Origin of the sequence: Hoeflea algicola, assembly GCF_026619415.1 — a bacterium.
Lineage (GTDB): Bacteria > Pseudomonadota > Alphaproteobacteria > Rhizobiales > Rhizobiaceae > Hoeflea > Hoeflea algicola.
Window position 1 is genome coordinate 4,711,738 of record NZ_JAOVZR010000001.1, and the last position, 15,522, is coordinate 4,727,259.

Annotated in this window: 12 protein-coding genes; 5 read left to right on the forward strand and 7 right to left on the reverse strand. The window is 60.2% G+C overall.

All coding sequences use genetic code 11. The annotated features are described in order from the left end of the window. Positions 1–192 precede the first annotated feature (192 nt). Positions 193–1,809: a GMC family oxidoreductase gene (locus tag OEG84_RS22820; protein WP_267655894.1), complete on the forward strand. Its 1,617-nt coding sequence runs from the start codon at positions 193–195 to the stop codon at positions 1,807–1,809. Here the strand turns inward: OEG84_RS22820 and xdhC are convergent. The 5 genes from xdhC to OEG84_RS22845 form a co-directional block, all read right to left on the reverse strand. Further along, on the reverse strand, positions 1,794–2,624 hold the full coding sequence (gene xdhC / locus OEG84_RS22825; RefSeq protein WP_267655895.1) for a xanthine dehydrogenase accessory protein XdhC: 831 nt from the start codon (positions 2,622–2,624) through the stop codon (positions 1,794–1,796). The genes OEG84_RS22820 and xdhC overlap by 16 nt on opposite strands. 5 nt (positions 2,625–2,629) lie before the next feature. Beyond that, positions 2,630–4,993 (reverse strand): xanthine dehydrogenase molybdopterin binding subunit, encoded by a 2,364-nt coding sequence (xdhB, locus tag OEG84_RS22830; RefSeq protein ID WP_267655896.1) that lies wholly within the window; start codon positions 4,991–4,993, stop codon positions 2,630–2,632. A 2-nt stretch (positions 4,994–4,995) separates the two neighbouring features. Continuing rightward, positions 4,996–6,480, reverse strand: a complete 1,485-nt coding sequence (gene xdhA, locus OEG84_RS22835; RefSeq protein ID WP_267655897.1) for a xanthine dehydrogenase small subunit — start codon at positions 6,478–6,480, stop codon at positions 4,996–4,998. Between the two features lie 100 nt (positions 6,481–6,580). Then, the gene (locus OEG84_RS22840; protein ID WP_267655898.1) at positions 6,581–7,687 is read right to left on the reverse strand and encodes a patatin-like phospholipase family protein; all 1,107 of its coding nucleotides are present in this window, start codon (positions 7,685–7,687) and stop codon (positions 6,581–6,583) included. Then, the gene (locus OEG84_RS22845; RefSeq protein ID WP_267655899.1) at positions 7,672–8,445 is read right to left on the reverse strand and encodes a 3-hydroxybutyrate dehydrogenase; all 774 of its coding nucleotides are present in this window, start codon (positions 8,443–8,445) and stop codon (positions 7,672–7,674) included. Before OEG84_RS22845 ends, OEG84_RS22840 begins: the two co-directional genes overlap by 16 nt. 202 nt (positions 8,446–8,647) lie before the next feature. Here OEG84_RS22845 and OEG84_RS22850 point away from each other — a divergent pair, with 202 nt between their 5' ends. The 3 genes from OEG84_RS22850 to sbmA all read left to right on the forward strand — a co-directional run bounded on the left by OEG84_RS22850 (position 8,648) and on the right by sbmA (position 13,148). After that, positions 8,648–9,844 (forward strand): YbfB/YjiJ family MFS transporter, encoded by a 1,197-nt coding sequence (locus OEG84_RS22850; RefSeq protein ID WP_267655900.1) that lies wholly within the window; start codon positions 8,648–8,650, stop codon positions 9,842–9,844. Between the two features lie 258 nt (positions 9,845–10,102). After that, entirely contained in the window at positions 10,103–11,641 is a 1,539-nt protein-coding gene (locus tag OEG84_RS22855) for a BCCT family transporter (protein ID WP_324288243.1), read from the forward strand. A gap of 181 nt (positions 11,642–11,822) precedes the next feature. Continuing rightward, entirely contained in the window at positions 11,823–13,148 is a 1,326-nt protein-coding gene (gene sbmA / locus OEG84_RS22860; protein ID WP_267655902.1) for a peptide antibiotic transporter SbmA, read from the forward strand. A 30-nt stretch (positions 13,149–13,178) separates the two neighbouring features. Here sbmA and OEG84_RS22865 read toward each other — a convergent pair whose 3' ends face one another. Together OEG84_RS22865 and OEG84_RS22870 are read right to left on the reverse strand one after the other, a co-directional pair. Further along, positions 13,179–14,186: a polysaccharide deacetylase family protein gene (locus tag OEG84_RS22865; protein WP_267655903.1), complete on the reverse strand. Its 1,008-nt coding sequence runs from the start codon at positions 14,184–14,186 to the stop codon at positions 13,179–13,181. Positions 14,187–14,336: 150 nt separating this feature from the next. After that, positions 14,337–14,672, reverse strand: coding sequence for a TraR/DksA family transcriptional regulator (locus OEG84_RS22870; protein WP_267655904.1), 336 nt, complete (start codon positions 14,670–14,672; stop codon positions 14,337–14,339). A 62-nt stretch (positions 14,673–14,734) separates the two neighbouring features. On the opposite strand from OEG84_RS22870, the gene OEG84_RS22875 reads away from it, so the two are divergent. Further along, a complete protein-coding gene (locus tag OEG84_RS22875) occupies positions 14,735–15,394 on the forward strand; it encodes an NnrU family protein (RefSeq protein WP_324288244.1) in 660 nt (219 codons plus the stop codon). Positions 15,395–15,522 lie beyond the last annotated feature (128 nt).

The window sequence follows — 15,522 nt, forward strand, 5'->3', positions numbered from 1 at the left end:
GGAACAAGCGTCGTCCATACAATTTTCCGTGTAGAGCAGAGCATCCCCATTGCCGAAAATCCTTGGCAATAGCCTCTAAACCGCGCGGCAATTGTACGGTGGGAGGGATCTCCTTCGGGTATGCAAATCCGTTGATCGCGATGGCAAAATGTGACAACGCTGGGTCAGGCAACAGGTTGGTGCGGCGGTCTCATGGACAATCCCGATTTCATCATTGTCGGCGCCGGCTCATCCGGTTGCGTCATGGCCGAGCGCCTGTCTGCCTCTGGCCGCCACAAGGTGCTGCTGCTGGAAGCAGGCGGCGACGACAGGCGCTTTTTCGTGCAGATGCCGCTGGGCTACGGCAAGACCTTTTTCGACAAGCGGGTCAACTGGATGTACCGCGCGGAACCGGATCCGGGGCTTGCCGGCAATATCGATCACTGGCCGCGCGGGCGCGTGCTCGGTGGCTCATCCTCGATCAACGCCATGGTGTGGGTTCGCGGCGCGCGGGCTGATTTCGACGAGTGGCGCGATGCCGGCAATCCGGACTGGGGGGCGGACGAGATCTGCGCGGCTTTCCGTGAGATCGAATGTGCGGCCATTGGTGACGATGCCGTGCGCGGCCGTTCCGGTCCGCTCAAGCTGTTTGTACCCAACAAGACCGTGCATCCGCTGACCCGCAAATGGTTCGAAAGCGCGCAGGCCATCGGCTTGCCGATGAATCCCGATTTCAACGGTGATAACCAGGATGGCGTCGGCCTGTTCGAGTTCACCATTCACAAGGGCAGGCGGTTGTCGTCGGCACGGGCCTTCCTGCGGCCTGCGATGTCGCGGCCCAATCTGCGGGTGATCACCGGCGCCCACGTCACCGGTCTGACTTTCGACGGCCAGCGCGCCACCGGCGTGACCTATATGCGCCGCGGCAAGACCGTGACGATCAAGGCCGGGTGTGAAGTGATCCTGAGCGGCGGATCGGTCAACTCGCCGCAATTGCTGCAACTTTCGGGCATCGGCCCCGCCGATCATCTCCAATCCCTCGGGATCGGAGTTCGTGCCGATAACGCCCATGTCGGGCGCAATCTTGAAGACCATATCGGCACCAACTACACCTTCCGCGCCAATTGCCCGACCATCAACCAGCAACTCGGGCCCTTGTGGGGAAAACTGTCAGCCGGCATGCGCTACCTGCTGATGCGCGACGGACCGCTGTCGGTCAGTCTCAACCAGGCTGGCGGCTTCATCCGCACTGATCCGAACCGCACGCGGCCCAATATGCAACTCTATTTTCAGGCCTTCTCCACGGTTCTTCCACGACCCGGTGAACGGCCGATCCTGAGCCCCGACCCGTGGCCGGGCTTTTCCATCGGTTGGTCCAATTGCCGCCCCAAGAGCCGCGGCGAAATCATGATCCGTTCGGCCGATCCGTTCGAGCCGCCGAAGATTGCCGCCAATGCGCTATCGCATCCCGACGATGTCGCGGAGATGTTGGCGACCGGCAAGATCATACGCCGGATGGCGGCGACAAGGCCGCTGGCCGATTACATTGAGACGGAATTGCTGCCCGGTCCCGATGTGATCGAGGATGAGGCCTTGATCGAGGATTTCCGTCGCCGTTCCGGCACGGTCTACCATCCGGTTGCCACCTGCCGCATGGGGCCTGATCCTGCGCGTGCCGTGGTCGATTCACGGCTGCGGGTGCATGGTGTTGGCGGCTTGCGCGTGGTCGACTGCTCGGTGTTCCCGAATATCGTCACCGGTAACACCAATGCCGCGGCCATGGCCACGGCGTGGCGGGCATCAGAACTAGTGCTTCAGGACAATACCTGACGGGCGTCTTCGCGCCGATCAACAAGTGCGGCAATGATATCAGCGGCCACGGTCGCAGCAATCACTTCAGGCCGCTTGTCGGCAATCTTGCGCCCGATAGGACAGACCAGCCTTGCAAGCCGCGCCTTGTCGCCGCCTTCGCGAACATATTGATGCTCGAAGGTGACGCGCTTGGTATCCGATCCGATCATGCCCACCCGCGCCAGGTCATCGCGTTGAAGTGCCGCCGTGACGATCAGGAAATCCAGCGCGTGGTCGTGGGTGAGAACAATTACCGCGCTTCCCGGTGCAATATCTGCAACCAGACTTTCGGGCAGGGCGGTCAGGTGCCGGCTGGCGCCCTCGGGCATTTGTTCGAGCTCGTCGCTTCTTGTCTCGACGGCATGAACCTTGACCGGTAACAGCAATAGCGCATTCGCCAGCGCCCGGCCGACATGGCCGCCGCCAAACAGCCAGACTTCCGGGTCGGCAGCATCCTCGGTGCTGACCATCGTCGCGATTTCGTCATAACGGGGTTCGGTGACGATCTCGAACGACAGCGTCACGTGGCCGCCACAGCATTGGCCGATGGCCGGCCCCAGAGGCAGCGCCAGGTCTTTAGCACCATGGCCGGCCAGCACATCGCGCGCCTGGTCGATGGCTTCGAGTTCCAGTCGACCTCCGCCGATGGTGCCAAATAGCCCGTCTTTTGACACCAGCATCCAGGCATCGATGTCCCGCGGTGTCGATCCCTTGGCTTCGCGCACGCGAACCAGCACGAAACCGTTCCCGCCGGCTCGTTGCTCGAATTTTTGGTAGGCGGCAAGCCGTGCCATTTCGATCAGCTTTCGCTGTTCTCGGCCGGCTGTTCGTCGGCCATCGCCTTGAGCCGCTCCACCGCCATCAGCACCCGCTCCGGTGTGGCCGGGGCGTCAAGTCGCGGTGAGACCTTGTAATCGGCGATCGAAGCCACGGCCATGCCGAGTGCTTCGAGCACCGAGATCGGCAGCATGAAGGGGGGTTCGCCGACAGCCTTGGACCGGCGCACAGTCGGCTCGCGGTTTTCGGCCCAGTCCGCCAGCTTGACGTTGAAGATCTTCGGCCGGTCCGAAGCCAACGGGATCTTGTAGGTTGACGGCGCATGGGTCCGAAGCCGGCCTTTGTCGTCCCACCACAATTCTTCCGTGGTCAGCCAGCCCATACCCTGCACGAAGGCACCTTCGATCTGGCCGATGTCGAGAGCCGGGTTGAGCGAGCGTCCGGTGTCGTGCAGCACATCGACCCGGTCGACCTGGTATTCGCCGGTCAGCGTGTCGATCGAGACTTCGGAGACGGCAGCGCCGTAGGCAAAATAGTAAAACGGTCGGCCCTTGCCGGCGGCGCGGTCCCAGTGAATGTCCGGTGTCTTGTAAAACCCGGCTGCCGAAAGCTGGACCCGTTCCTGATAAGCGAGCTTGATGAAATCGCCAAATGGCATCAACTCGTTGCCCACCCGCACATGGTTGGGTTCGAATTCCACTTGGTCTTCGGGAATGTTGAATTTTTCCGCCGCGAACGCCACCAGTCGTGTCTTGATCTGCTGCGCCGCATTGGCAACCGCCATGCCGTTGAGGTCGGTGCCCGACGAAGCTGCCGTGGCCGAGGTGTTGGGCACCTTGCCGGTGGTGGTGGCGGTAATGCGGATGGTGTCGAGATCGACCTGGAACTCGTCGGCCAGCACCTGAGCCACCTTGGTGTTGAGCCCCTGGCCCATTTCGGTGCCACCATGATTGAGGTGGATCGATCCATCCTGGTAGACATGCACTAGCGCACCGGCCTGGTTGAACCAGGTGGCGGTAAACGAAATCCCGAATTTGACCGGCGTCAGCGCGATGCCGCGCCGGATCACCGGGCTGTTTTCATTGAAGTCGATGATTTCTGCCCGGCGAGCCTGATAATCAGAAGAGGTTTCGAGCTCGTCGACCACCCTTTCGATGATGTTGTCTTCCACCGTCTGGTGATAGGGCGTGAGATCACGGCCCGGTCCGCCATAGAAATTGGCCTTGCGGATTTCGAGCGGATCGCGGCCCAGCGCATAGGCCACTTCCTCGATCACGCGCTCGCCGCCGAGCATCCCCTGTGGCCCGCCAAAGCCGCGGAAAGCGGTGTTGGAGACGGTGTTGGTCATCATCGGCTTGGAGGTCAGCCGCACGTCTTCGAAATAGTAGCAATTGTCGGCATGAAACAGGGCCCGGTCGGTCACCGCCCCCGAAAGGTCTGAGGAGAAGCCGCAGCGCGCCGCGAATGTGGCGTCGAGTGCGTGGATCTTGCCGCTGTCGTCAAAGCCGACATCGTAATCGACAACGAAATCATGGCGTTTGCCGGTGATGATCATGTCGTCGTCGCGATCCGGCCGGATCTTGACGGCGCGGTTGAGTTTCTTGGCAGCAATCGCCGCAATCGCCGCAAACTGGTTGGCCTGGGTTTCCTTGCCGCCGAAGCCGCCGCCCATGCGCCGGATCTGCACGGTCACCGCGTTCGACACCGTGCCAAGCGCGTGCGCCACCATATGCTGAACTTCGCTCGGGTGCTGGGTCGAGGACCAGACAGTGACTTCGTCATCCTCGCCCGGGATCGCCATGGCGATATGACCCTCGAGATAGAAATGGTCCTGGCCGCCAATCCGCATCTCTCCCTGCAGCCGTCGTGGTGCGGCGCTGAGGCCGGCGGCGATATCGCCGCGCTCAAGCTTCAATGGGTCGGTGACAAGCGGATAATTGGCCTCTATCGCCGCCCGCACATCGGTAATGTGCGGCAGATCTTCATAACTGATCACCGCCCGTTTGGCGGCGCGGCGTGCGAGGTCTCGAGTCTCGGCAATGACGGCAAACACCGGCTGGCCGTGAAACAGCACCGTGTCGGTCGCCAGCACCGGTTCGTCGTCCCGTCCGGTCGGAGATATATCGTTGACGCCGGGCACGTCGGCGCCGGTCAGCACCGCGACCACGCCTTCGGCAGCGCGCACGGCGTCGAGATCAAGCGCGGTGATGCGCGCATGTGCCCGGTCGGTCAGGCCCAGATAGGCGTGCAAAGTGCCGGCCGGTTCGGGCATGTCGTCAATATAGTCGGCGCTGCCGGTGACATGCTTGTGGGCTGAATCATGCTGTCGCGCGACATGGGTACCGCCGGTAATTTCGGTTTTGCTGCGTGGTGTGTGAGCGCCCATGATCAAGCCTCCTCCATGGTCGGGTGGCGTTGGATGCGAACCGGCGCCCCACAGGTTTCAAGAAAGAAGCGGATCATCAGGTTTTGCGCCGAAAGCATCCGGTAATCGGCGCTTGCCCGCCAGTCACTGAGCGGCTGGTAGTCTTGCGCAAGCGCGGTGCGCGCGGTCTGAATGGTTTCCCATGACCAGGCTTGGCCGATCAGCGCGGCTTCCGCTTTTGCCGCTCGCTTGGGCGTGCCGGCCATGCCACCAAAGGCGATCCGCGCGGAGGCCACCAGTCCTTCGTCATCGAGGGCCACGAAAAACGCTCCGCACAGGGCCGAAATGTCCTCATCGCGGCGCTTGGAAATCTTGTAGACCGAGAAAAATGCTCCGTCTTCAAGCGCCGGCACAAACACGCTTTCGACAAACTCGCCGGGCTGCCGGTCCTGCTTGCCGTACTCGATGAAGAAGGCTTCAAGCGGCACAGTCCGGCGGTTTTTGCCCTTGCGCAAGGTCACCGTGGCGTTGAGCGCAATAAGCGGCGGCGGCGTATCACCGATCGGCGAACCATTGGCGATGTTGCCGCCGACCGTGCCCATGTTGCGGACCTGCTCGCCGCCAATCCGGTCCCAGAGTTCTTCCAGCTGCGGAAACAGCGCCAGCAGCGCCATCCGCGCCGAGGAGTAGGACACGCCAGCCCCGAGCGTGACGCCGGTTTCCTCGATCGACATCTGCCTGAGGCCGTCGAGATGGCTGATGTGGATGACCGGCGAAATATCGCGCATGTGCTTGGTCACCCAAAGCCCGACATCGGTCGAGCCGGCGACGATGGTGGCGTTCGGGTGAGCTTCGTAAAGTTCGGCCAGATCGTCGACATCGCCGGGGATCAGGGTCGTACCCGACTTGTGTTCGATGGTCACCCGGGCGCCGTCGGCCATCTCGTGGAGCGTGGCGATGGTGGCGTCATGGGCGGCCACCAGCCGGTCATTGTCGGCAGTCGGAATGGTCCTCGCAGCAGCCTGCGCCGCCTTGACGATGGGTTCATAGCCGGTGCAGCGGCACAGATTGCCCTGCAGTGCACGTTCGATGTCCGCGTCGGTCGGTTCCGGATCGGAGAGCCACAACCCGTGCAGCGAGGCAACGATGCCCGGCGTGCAGAAGCCGCATTGCGAACCATGATTGTCCACCATCGCCTGCTGCACGGCGCTGAGCGCGCCATCGGGCCGGTTGAGGTGTTCGACTGTTACTACATGGGTGGCATCGAGCGAGCCGACAAAGCGGATGCAGGCATTGACGCTTTCATAGACCAGCACCCCGTTTTCGATCCGCCCGACCAGAACCGTGCAGGCGCCGCAATCGCCTTCCGCGCAGCCTTCCTTGGTTCCGGTCAGACGTCGCTCGAGCCGAAGCCAGTCAAGCAACGTCAGGTCCGGGGCAAAACCGGAGAGTTCCACGGTCTGCTCGTTGAGAATGAATCGGATGGATGTGCGGTGGGACTGGGCCATGTCGCCTCGTAAAATTTTAGATCAACTGGACAAAACCTAACCCAGCCAGTCACCTTGGGAAAGACCGCCATACGCATGCAACAGTTTCAGGCAAAGCCGGTCAATCAACCTTCGGTTCCGCGTCCAGCGGGTGAATGGCGCCGGGCAATCCAAGATACTGACTTTCGAAGTTGACGGTGGAATTATTGCCGATGGCGTCTCGATTGGTTTTCAGCCAGTTCTCGGCCTCCACCCGGCCGCGGTCCCTGAGCTTGGTCAGGAACGACCATCGAACATCGAATTTGGACGAAACCGGAAGATCCTCCATCGCCTCATCCGAGCGGATCGAATGCACCAAGATATGCCGCATCTTGTCCTTGTGCTCATCCTTGAGCCAGTCCTGCTCGATCAGCCGGGTGACGAAATTGATTGCCCGCATCTCGTCGATCAGCGATGAATTGAACGAGATTTCATTGATCCGGTTGAGGATTTCCGGCGCGGTAGTCGGCAATTCGTGGCGTTCCATCGGGTTGATATGAACGATCATCACATCGCGGCTTTCGCATTCGTAGAAGAAAGGAAACAGCGCCGGGTTGCCCATGTAGCCGCCGTCCCAGAAATGCTCGCCATCAATCTCCACCGCCTTGAACAGGAATGGCAGGCAGGCCGACGCCATTACCACGTCGACGCTGACTTCATTGGTCTTGAAAACCCGCACCCGGCCGCTGCGCACATTGGTGGCGCTCAAAAACAGTTTTGTCTCGGCGCATTCGCGCAAACCATCGAAATCGATGCTGTCGACCAGAAGGTCGCGCATCGGATTGATGTCGAACGGGTTGAACTCATAGGGCGAGAATGTCCGTGTCAGCGTATCGAAAGCGGCAAAGCTTGCGGCATTGAGCAATTCCATCCCCGGCACGGTGGCATCGGGGAATGCCTGTAGCGGCGACCAGACAGACCCGGACCGGCTCGATTTGCGCCAGAAATCCTCGAGCGCGGCCTGACCACCCTTGCGTCCGCCGGACATCAGGCCATGGGCCAGCACCACCGCGTTGACCGCGCCGGCGCTGGTTCCCGACAGGCCTTCGAACCCGATATCGGTCTCGTCGAGCAACCGGTCGATCACCCCCCAGGCAAAGGCGCCATGCGCGCCTCCGCCCTGCAGTGCCAGGTTGACCATCTGCCCGCTGCCAGCCGTTGCCTTGGCGCGGGTCATTGCGCGGTCCATCCGCCATCCATCGGCAGCGCTGCGCCGGTGATCTGCGCTGTCTGGTCAGAGGCCAGATAGGCTGCAAACGCGGCGATCTGGGCGACCTTGACGAATTGCTTGGTCGGCTGCGCCTTGAGAATCACCTCGTTGACGACGTCTTCTTCGCTCATGTCGCGCGCCTTGGCGGTGTCGGCGATCTGGCCCGAAACCAGCGGCGTTTCGACATAGCCGGGGCAGATCGCATTGGCGGTTACGCCGAACTCCGCGCCTTCCAGCGCCACCGTCTTGACCAGGCCGACAATGCCATGCTTGGCCGCGACATAGGCGCTCTTGTAGGGCGAGGCGACCAGGCCATGGGCCGAGGCGATGGCGATGATGCGGCCGAATTTCTGCTTCTTCATCCCCGGCATCGCGGCCCGGATCAGATGGAAAGCGGATGACAGGTTGATGGCGATGATCGCGTCCCATTTGCCGATCGGGAAATCCTCGATCTTCTCGACATGCTGAATCCCGGCATTTGGGACGATCACCTCGACCGAGCCGAATTTCTTTTCCGCCGTGTGCACCAGATCGGCAATTTCATCTGGATTGAGCATATTGGCGCCATGAAAGATCACGTCACCGCCCCCGAGCGACGCCAGACGCATGCGGGTAGCCTCTATTTCCGCATCCTTGCCCAACCCGTTGAGAACCACATTATAGCCCGCCTGGGCGAAATTTTCAGCGATGCCAAGGCCGATACCGCTGGTGGATCCGGTAATGATCACGGTTTTCATGGGAGTGGTCCTTTCAAAAATGTTGCAACGCATTTTGGTTGCTGCACTGCAAACGTAAGAACTCATTGCTACAGTTCCAATCAAGTTTCGGTCAACTGGCGGAATTTTACGGTGATGCCGTGGCGGCTGCGGGTTGTCTCAATTAATTATCGGGTCCATTGAGAAAATCTGTTGCAACAACCGCTCGGCGCATTCGTCCTCCATGTCTCAATCTGAAATTTTCGCCACCGGCTCTGGCCATGACCGACAGATACTGGCAACGGCTGTTGCCGGATCGATCGCCATGGCAGTGGCAATGGGCCTTGGTCGTTTTTTCTACACACCGGTTCTGCCGGCCATGATGGCCGGCCTTGGCCTCAGCCCGACCGAAGCCGGATGGATCGCTTCGGCCAATTATGCCGGTTATCTGGTGGGCGCAATTCTCGCCGCATGGGGTTGGGCCGAAGGCATCGAGCGTAAGGTAGCCCTCTTCGGGCTGATCGCCACCGCCTTGCTGCTGCTGGCCATGGGGCTGTCGAGCGACGTGTTGGTAATGTCTCTGATCCGGTTTCTTGCCGGAATTGCAAGTGCCTTCGTGATGGTCTTCACCTCGGCCATCGTGCTTTCGCACGGGCTTGCGGCGGGCAAGTCCTGGGTGCAGTCGAGCCATTTTGGCGGCGTCGGCGTCGGCATCACCGCTTCGGCGTTGATGTTCGGCTTGATCATTCTCGGGCAGGGCGGCTGGCGCATGGCCTGGGTCCTGGCAGCGTTGCTGGCCTGTGTCGGAATCGCGGTTGTTACTCGCTACCTGCCGTCCGACGTGGTGCGCAGCGGCCCGGCCAAAAAGGAGCCGCAACTGGTCTGGACCGCGCCGCTGATTGCGCTGACGCTGGCCTATGGCATCTTCGGATTTGGCTACATTGTCACCGCGACCTTCCTGGTGGCGATCGTTCGCGATGGCGGTGGATCGTCGTTGTTTGAAGCCAGCGTCTGGTTGTTTACCGGCCTCGCCGCAGCCCCGTCGGTTGCCTACTGGATGCCGGTGGTAAGGCGTCTGGGGCTGATCCACGTGTTTACAATTGGCTGCGTGGTCGAGGCGCTGGGGGTAGCCGCCAGCGTGTTGCTGCCGCTGCCGGTAGGGCCGATTATCGGCGGTGTGCTGCTGGGCGGCACCTTCATCATGGTCACCGCCTTCGGCCTGCAGGTAGGCCGCCAATTGGTCGGAGAAAGCCCGCGCCGTGCCCTGGCGATGATGACCGCAGCCTTTGGCGTGGGCCAGATTCTCGGCCCGGTCGTTGCCGGGTACCTGGCAGATTGGTCGGGAACCTACACCTGGGCCAGCCTCGCCGCCGCCGCCGGATTGTTGATCTCGGGGACGATTGTGCTGCTGTTTCGCAAGCCAGTTCCCTACCGGGGCTGAATTTTCGCATTCGACTGTGGTCTAATAAGTCAAAATGACGCATATGGGGCATTCGATGCCGGTCGGTCGCTGAAACATCCCCAGCGATGACTGATTAAATGGCAAACACGCGAGCGGACCACCCAAAGGTTGTTTGGCTCGCGTTAACAGCGGCTGCCCAGCCGCGTTACCAAAGGGGGGATAACATTGTCAGATACCGATACAACTAACCTGGAGCCGAGCTCGGAGTTCGAAGCTGGCCAGGATAACATTCAGGTCATGGGCCTGGATGTCCACAATCCCGTGTTCTTTGTTTCCGCCATCATTATCGTGGGCTTCGTCATTCTGACGCTCATGTTCGGCGAATCATCCACCGCTTTCTTCAGCTGGTTGCGCCCGGCACTGACCGATTTGTTTGACTGGCCTTTGCTGATGGCCGGCAATATTTTCGTGCTGTTCAGCCTCGCGCTGATTGTCACGCCGCTGGGCAATATCCGCCTCGGCGGCGTCGATGCGGCCCCGGACTACACCTACATGGGTTGGTTTGCGATGCTGTTTGCAGCTGGCATGGGCATCGGCCTGATGTTCTTCGGTGTTTCCGAACCGCTGTCCCATTATGCAAGCTCGTTTGGCGGCGCCGTCGTTGAAAACGGGGTGCGCACCGACTGGGCGCCGCTTGCCGGTGCGGTTGGCGATGCTGAAGCCTCTCGGCTCAATGCCATGGCGGCCACCATCTTCCACTGGGGTCTGCACCCTTGGGCGATCTATGCCGTTGTGGCACTGGCTCTGTCGTTTTTCTCCTACAATCGTGGGCTTCCGCTAACCCTGCGTTCGGCATTCTATCCATTGCTGGGTGAAAAGGTCTGGGGTTGGCCCGGGCATGTGATCGACACGCTGGCGGTATTCGCCACGCTGTTCGGTCTTGCCACGTCGCTCGGTTTCGGCGCGGAACAAGCCATCGCCGGTCTCAATTTCCTGTTCGGGATCGAGATCACCGGTACATCCAAGATCGTTCTGATCCTGCTGGTTACCGCCGTGGCACTCTGCTCCGTGGTTGCTGGACTCGACGCCGGCGTCAAGCGCCTGTCCGAGATCAACATGATCCTCGCCTTCATCCTGCTAGCCTTCGTGATGATCGCTGGTCCGACGCTGGTGATTATCACCGGCGTGTTCGAAAACACCGTGGCCTACGTCAAGGAAATCATTCCGCTGTCCAACCCGTTTGGGCGTGAAGACACCAACTTCATGCACGGCTGGACTGCATTCTACTGGGCCTGGTGGATTTCCTGGTCGCCATTTGTCGGCATGTTCATTGCCCGTGTTTCGCGCGGCCGTACCGTGCGTGAATTCGTCACCTGCGTGATCCTGGTGCCGACAGCCGTCAGCATCGTCTGGATGTCGACCTTCGGCGGTGCCGCGATCGATCAGGTGATCACCCACGGCAACGAAGTGGTCAAGAATTCGGTTCAGGAAGTGATGCTGTTCGAGATGCTCAAGAGCTACCCGATCACGCAGATTGCTTCCTTTATCGGCATCGTGCTGGTGATCGTGTTCTTCGTCACCTCGTCGGATTCGGGTTCGCTCGTCATCGACACGATTACTGCTGGCGGCAAGGTTGATGCACCGGTGGCGCAACGGGTGTTCTGGGCCACGTTCGAGGGCATTGTTGCCATCGTGCTGCTGATTGGCGGTGGGCTCGGCGCGCTGCAGGCTGCAGCGGTGGCCACAGGGGTGCCGTTCGCAGCACTGCTGTTGCTGATGATCTGGTCTACCTACAAGGGTTTGATGGAAGAGCACCGAATGCTCAAGGGCAAGTAGCTCTGTTCATTGACCAGCAAAATCCGGCCCGCCCCATCTCCCTGGGGCGGGCCATTTTTTTAGCACAATGCCGTGATTGCTGAACGGCGCAATTGCCGTGCTGTTCGCAGTGTTTTAGGTAAATCCACGACTCACGACGAATCATGTTCTGCCCGCCAGGACCATTTCCAGGATCCGCCCAGTGTTTGAATCATTTTTCCCCAGACCAAAACTCTTTTTCTCGTCAATGTTGTTTTGGGCAGGTCTGGGCATCTTCATCTGGTACACGGTGGGCGATTCCATCGGCGCAGCACTTGGCTTCGACTTGCCTGCGACAGAAGGTGAACCAATTGTCGGGCTGTATTATTTCTATACCCCGTCATTTCTCTGGTTTTATATCTTTTACACCGTCTGGTCGCTGATCTTCACGGTTTTCTGGTTTAACTTTTCACCTCACAAATGGCAGCTCTGGTCGATCCTCGGTTCGATCTTCATTCTCTTCAGCACCTATTTTGGCGTGCAGGTCTCTGTCGCCATCAACAATTGGCGCCGTCCGTTTTTCGATCAGTTCCAGCAGGCATTGACCGGGGACGGTTCGGTGAGTGCTGGCGATCTCTATGGCCTGCTTCTGATCTTTGCCCAGATCGCCTTTGTCTCGCTTGGCGTCTATGTCATTACCCGCTTTTTCGTCAGCCATTATGTCTTCCGCTGGCGCACGGCGATGAATGATTTCTACATGGAGCGCTGGACCCGTGTTCGCCACATCGAAGGTGCGTCCCAGCGTGTGCAGGAAGACACCATGCGCTTCGCCTCGATCATGGAAGGCCTCGGCGTGGCCTTTGTAGATGCGATCATGACACTGGTGGCGTTTCTGCCGGTTCTGTGGGGTTTATCGCAATACGTGACGGAGCTGCCGCTGGTCGGTGAAATTCCGCACGCCCTGTTCACCGCACTGCTGTTCTGGGCGGCCTTCGGTACCGGATTGCTGGCCATTGTCGGGGTCAAGCTGCCGGGGCTCGAGTTCAAGAACCAGCGCGTCGAGGCTGCCTACCGCAAGGAACTGGTCTATGGCGAAGACAATGCGGACCGCGCCCAACCGGCCACCGTGGTCGAGCTGTTCAACAATGTCCGGAAGAATTATTTCCGGCTCTATTTCCACTACATGTATTTCAATGTTGCACGCAGTCTCTATTTCCAGGCCGACAACATCTATGTGAGTGTCCTTCTGGTGCCCACCATTGTAGCGGGCAAAATCACGCTTGGCATCTGGCAGCAGATCCTCACCGCTTTCGGTCAGGTTTCCAGCTCGTTCCAGTTTCTGGTCAGTTCCTGGACCACGATTGTCGAGCTGATATCGATCTACAAACGTCTGCACGCCTTTGAAGCCGTATTCAAAGGTCAGGAGCTTTCCGAACTTGAAATGAACTACCTCTCCAGCCAGGGCGACGGGTTTGCCCAATCGCTCCCCGACCCTGCCCCTGGTGCTGGCGGGCCGGATGCGGTGCAGACAATTGACGATCCGAAATAAACGGGTTGTTCCGACGGGGTGGGTGGCTTCCTAACTCGCCGATCCGTCTTCTGCTCTGAGCCGCCGTATCGCTTCCTGGTAGGTCACGCAGGCAACGCCCGGCCGTCCGCAGGTCTCACCAGCAAAGCGTTCGAGTGCACGCCAATAGGCGCCGCCGTTCATTTCGACGAAATGAAATCCCAGTTGCAGTGGCTTGCGTTGGCCCGAATACTCCGCTGCGAAGGCAGTCCGGAAAGCGCTCAGCGCCCGTTCTTCAAATTCGGCGGATTTCGCCGGCGTCTCGATCGCGTCGGAGTGCCGGGCAAACAGATTATAGTCCATCGCGATGATCCGCCGGTCTTTCGGCCCCTCGGCAATCAGCGGCAGCGCGAAGCGGGCGGTAAGGTGGCTGAAATCCGGCATCGCCGGCCCCCGTGATACGCTGCTGGCATCATAGGTAAAGCCGTGCTTTTCAAGCGCCGCGAACATTTCCTTGCCCGTCGACAGATAGGGTGCGCGAAACCCCTTGATGGCGGATTTGGCGAAGCTGTTCCAACCGGCAGGGGTTTTGCCGCCATTGTTGGCCCAGGCATTCAACAGCGCATCGTCGAACTGGTTAAATTCGGATTGCCATTGTGCCTCGCTCCAGCCCTTGCCGTCAAAATGGCCGCAACCGTGGCTGCCGATCTCGTGGCCGGCCCGATAGGCGGTCCAGACGTGGTCAAGCCGCGTCAGTACCTCGGCCCGATCCTTGGCAAAGCCGACATTGGACCGGCCGGCGGTATGACCCGGAGCCTTGTAGCGTCTGGCCTCGGCTTTCTCGGTCAGGAAGGTGCAGGACAGAAAATAGGTAAACCGCGCACCGCTGCGTGCCGCAAGCTTCAGGCTGCGGTCCCACAGTCTGTTGTCATGTGCGCCATCAAACGAGATGATCACCAGCTGATCCGGCAATTTGCTCGAACCAGCCCCCGAGGCAACCGAGGGCAGTGTTGCGGCAATCGTTGCCGCCAGACCGGCGATGATTGCGCAGCCTGCAGCCAGCTGGTGCCGAAATGGCAATGTCGAGGGGGCAAGGGAGTTCGCAGGGGAGTTCATTGTGTGAGAGGACCCGGGATAACGCGTGATCAGGAACGAGACCCGGTTGAGTGCCCGGCAATTGCGGCAGCGTTATGAACCTGCCGTTGCGCATTCAGGCGAGCGCGTGGCGTTTCAGCCGGAGGCGCAGTGAACGCATTTTTCGGCCATCGGGTCGATCGCCAACCGCTTGTCGGGAATCACCTCGCCACACTCGACGCACCAGCCGTAATCACCGTCGCCAAGCCGTCGCTCGGCCATTTCGATGCGCATCATGTCGCGTTTGCGGATACGCTCCTGGGCTGCCGCCATTTCCTGCTGCTGCATGGCATCCATGCGCGACAGTCGGCCAACCGACTGCTGGTCAAGCATCACCGGCGCGCGCGCTTGTTCGGTCATGGCCGATATCGTTTCCAGTTCGGCCTTCTTTTCAGCCAGCCGCTTCCGAGCGGCCTCCAGATCAGGTTCCATCCCGCCACTCTGAACCAGGCAGAGGCATGATTCAATTGCTTGATAACCCCCGCTTCTAAAACTTGAGTGCTCAGGCTATGGTCGCGCGCAAACGCGCCCTGCACAAGCTGCCGCGCGATAGGGGAGATGAAGAGATGATCTGGCTAATTGTCGGACTGGTGTTGTTCTTGGGCATTCATTCGGTTCGCATCGTCGCCCCGGCATTCCGCCAGGCTCAAATCGATGCGCGTGGGCTCAATGCCTGGAAGGGCATCTATTCGCTGGCCTCGATTGTCGGGTTTGTGGTTCTTGTCTGGGGCTTTTCGGTGGCCCGGCAGGACCCGATCGTGTTCTGGACGGCGCCCTCGTGGATGAGCCATGTGGTGGCGCTGCTGATGGTCTTCGTCATGATCCTGCTGGTTGCAGCACAATTGCCAGCCGGCCGCATCAAGGCAGCCGTCAAGCATCCGACCTTGCTCGCCGTCAAGATCTGGGCGTTCGCGCATTTGCTGGTCAATGGCGATCTTGCCTCGGTGCTGCTGTTTGGCGGCTTTCTCGCCTGGGCAGTTATCGACCGGATTTCCGAGAAGAAGCGGCTGCGGGCAGGCATCAGCAGCAACCCCGTCGCCGGGCCGGTGAAGTGGGACATCATCGCCGTTATTGGCGGTCTCGTGTTCTATGTGGTGTTTCTGGTCTGGTTGCACAGATGGCTGATTGGCGTGTCGCCAATCGTGATAAACTGACCTGAGCGGGTGCGGGCCGCCTAGCTTTCGTCACAGCCCCCCTTACAGATGCTGCAAAATCGGTTAGAAGGCCACACGGAACGCCGCGAGCGGCAAGACTTTGAGAGGACCGGCACGTGCCGGTGACG

What these genes read in the sequence shown, in the direction of transcription:
- OEG84_RS22820 (WP_267655894.1), top strand. Translation starts at nt 193, where the DNA reads ATGGACAATCCCGATTTCATCATTGTCGGCGCCGGCTCATCCGGTTGC.
- xdhC (WP_267655895.1), bottom strand. Translation starts at nt 2,624, where the DNA reads ATGGCACGGCTTGCCGCCTACCAAAAATTCGAGCAACGAGCCGGCGGG.
- xdhB (WP_267655896.1), bottom strand. Translation starts at nt 4,993, where the DNA reads ATGGGCGCTCACACACCACGCAGCAAAACCGAAATTACCGGCGGTACC.
- xdhA (WP_267655897.1), bottom strand. Translation starts at nt 6,480, where the DNA reads ATGGCCCAGTCCCACCGCACATCCATCCGATTCATTCTCAACGAGCAG.
- OEG84_RS22840 (WP_267655898.1), bottom strand. Translation starts at nt 7,687, where the DNA reads ATGGACCGCGCAATGACCCGCGCCAAGGCAACGGCTGGCAGCGGGCAG.
- OEG84_RS22845 (WP_267655899.1), bottom strand. Translation starts at nt 8,445, where the DNA reads ATGAAAACCGTGATCATTACCGGATCCACCAGCGGTATCGGCCTTGGC.
- OEG84_RS22850 (WP_267655900.1), top strand. Translation starts at nt 8,648, where the DNA reads ATGTCTCAATCTGAAATTTTCGCCACCGGCTCTGGCCATGACCGACAG.
- OEG84_RS22855 (WP_324288243.1), top strand. Translation starts at nt 10,103, where the DNA reads ATGGGCCTGGATGTCCACAATCCCGTGTTCTTTGTTTCCGCCATCATT.
- OEG84_RS22870 (WP_267655904.1), bottom strand. Translation starts at nt 14,672, where the DNA reads ATGGAACCTGATCTGGAGGCCGCTCGGAAGCGGCTGGCTGAAAAGAAG.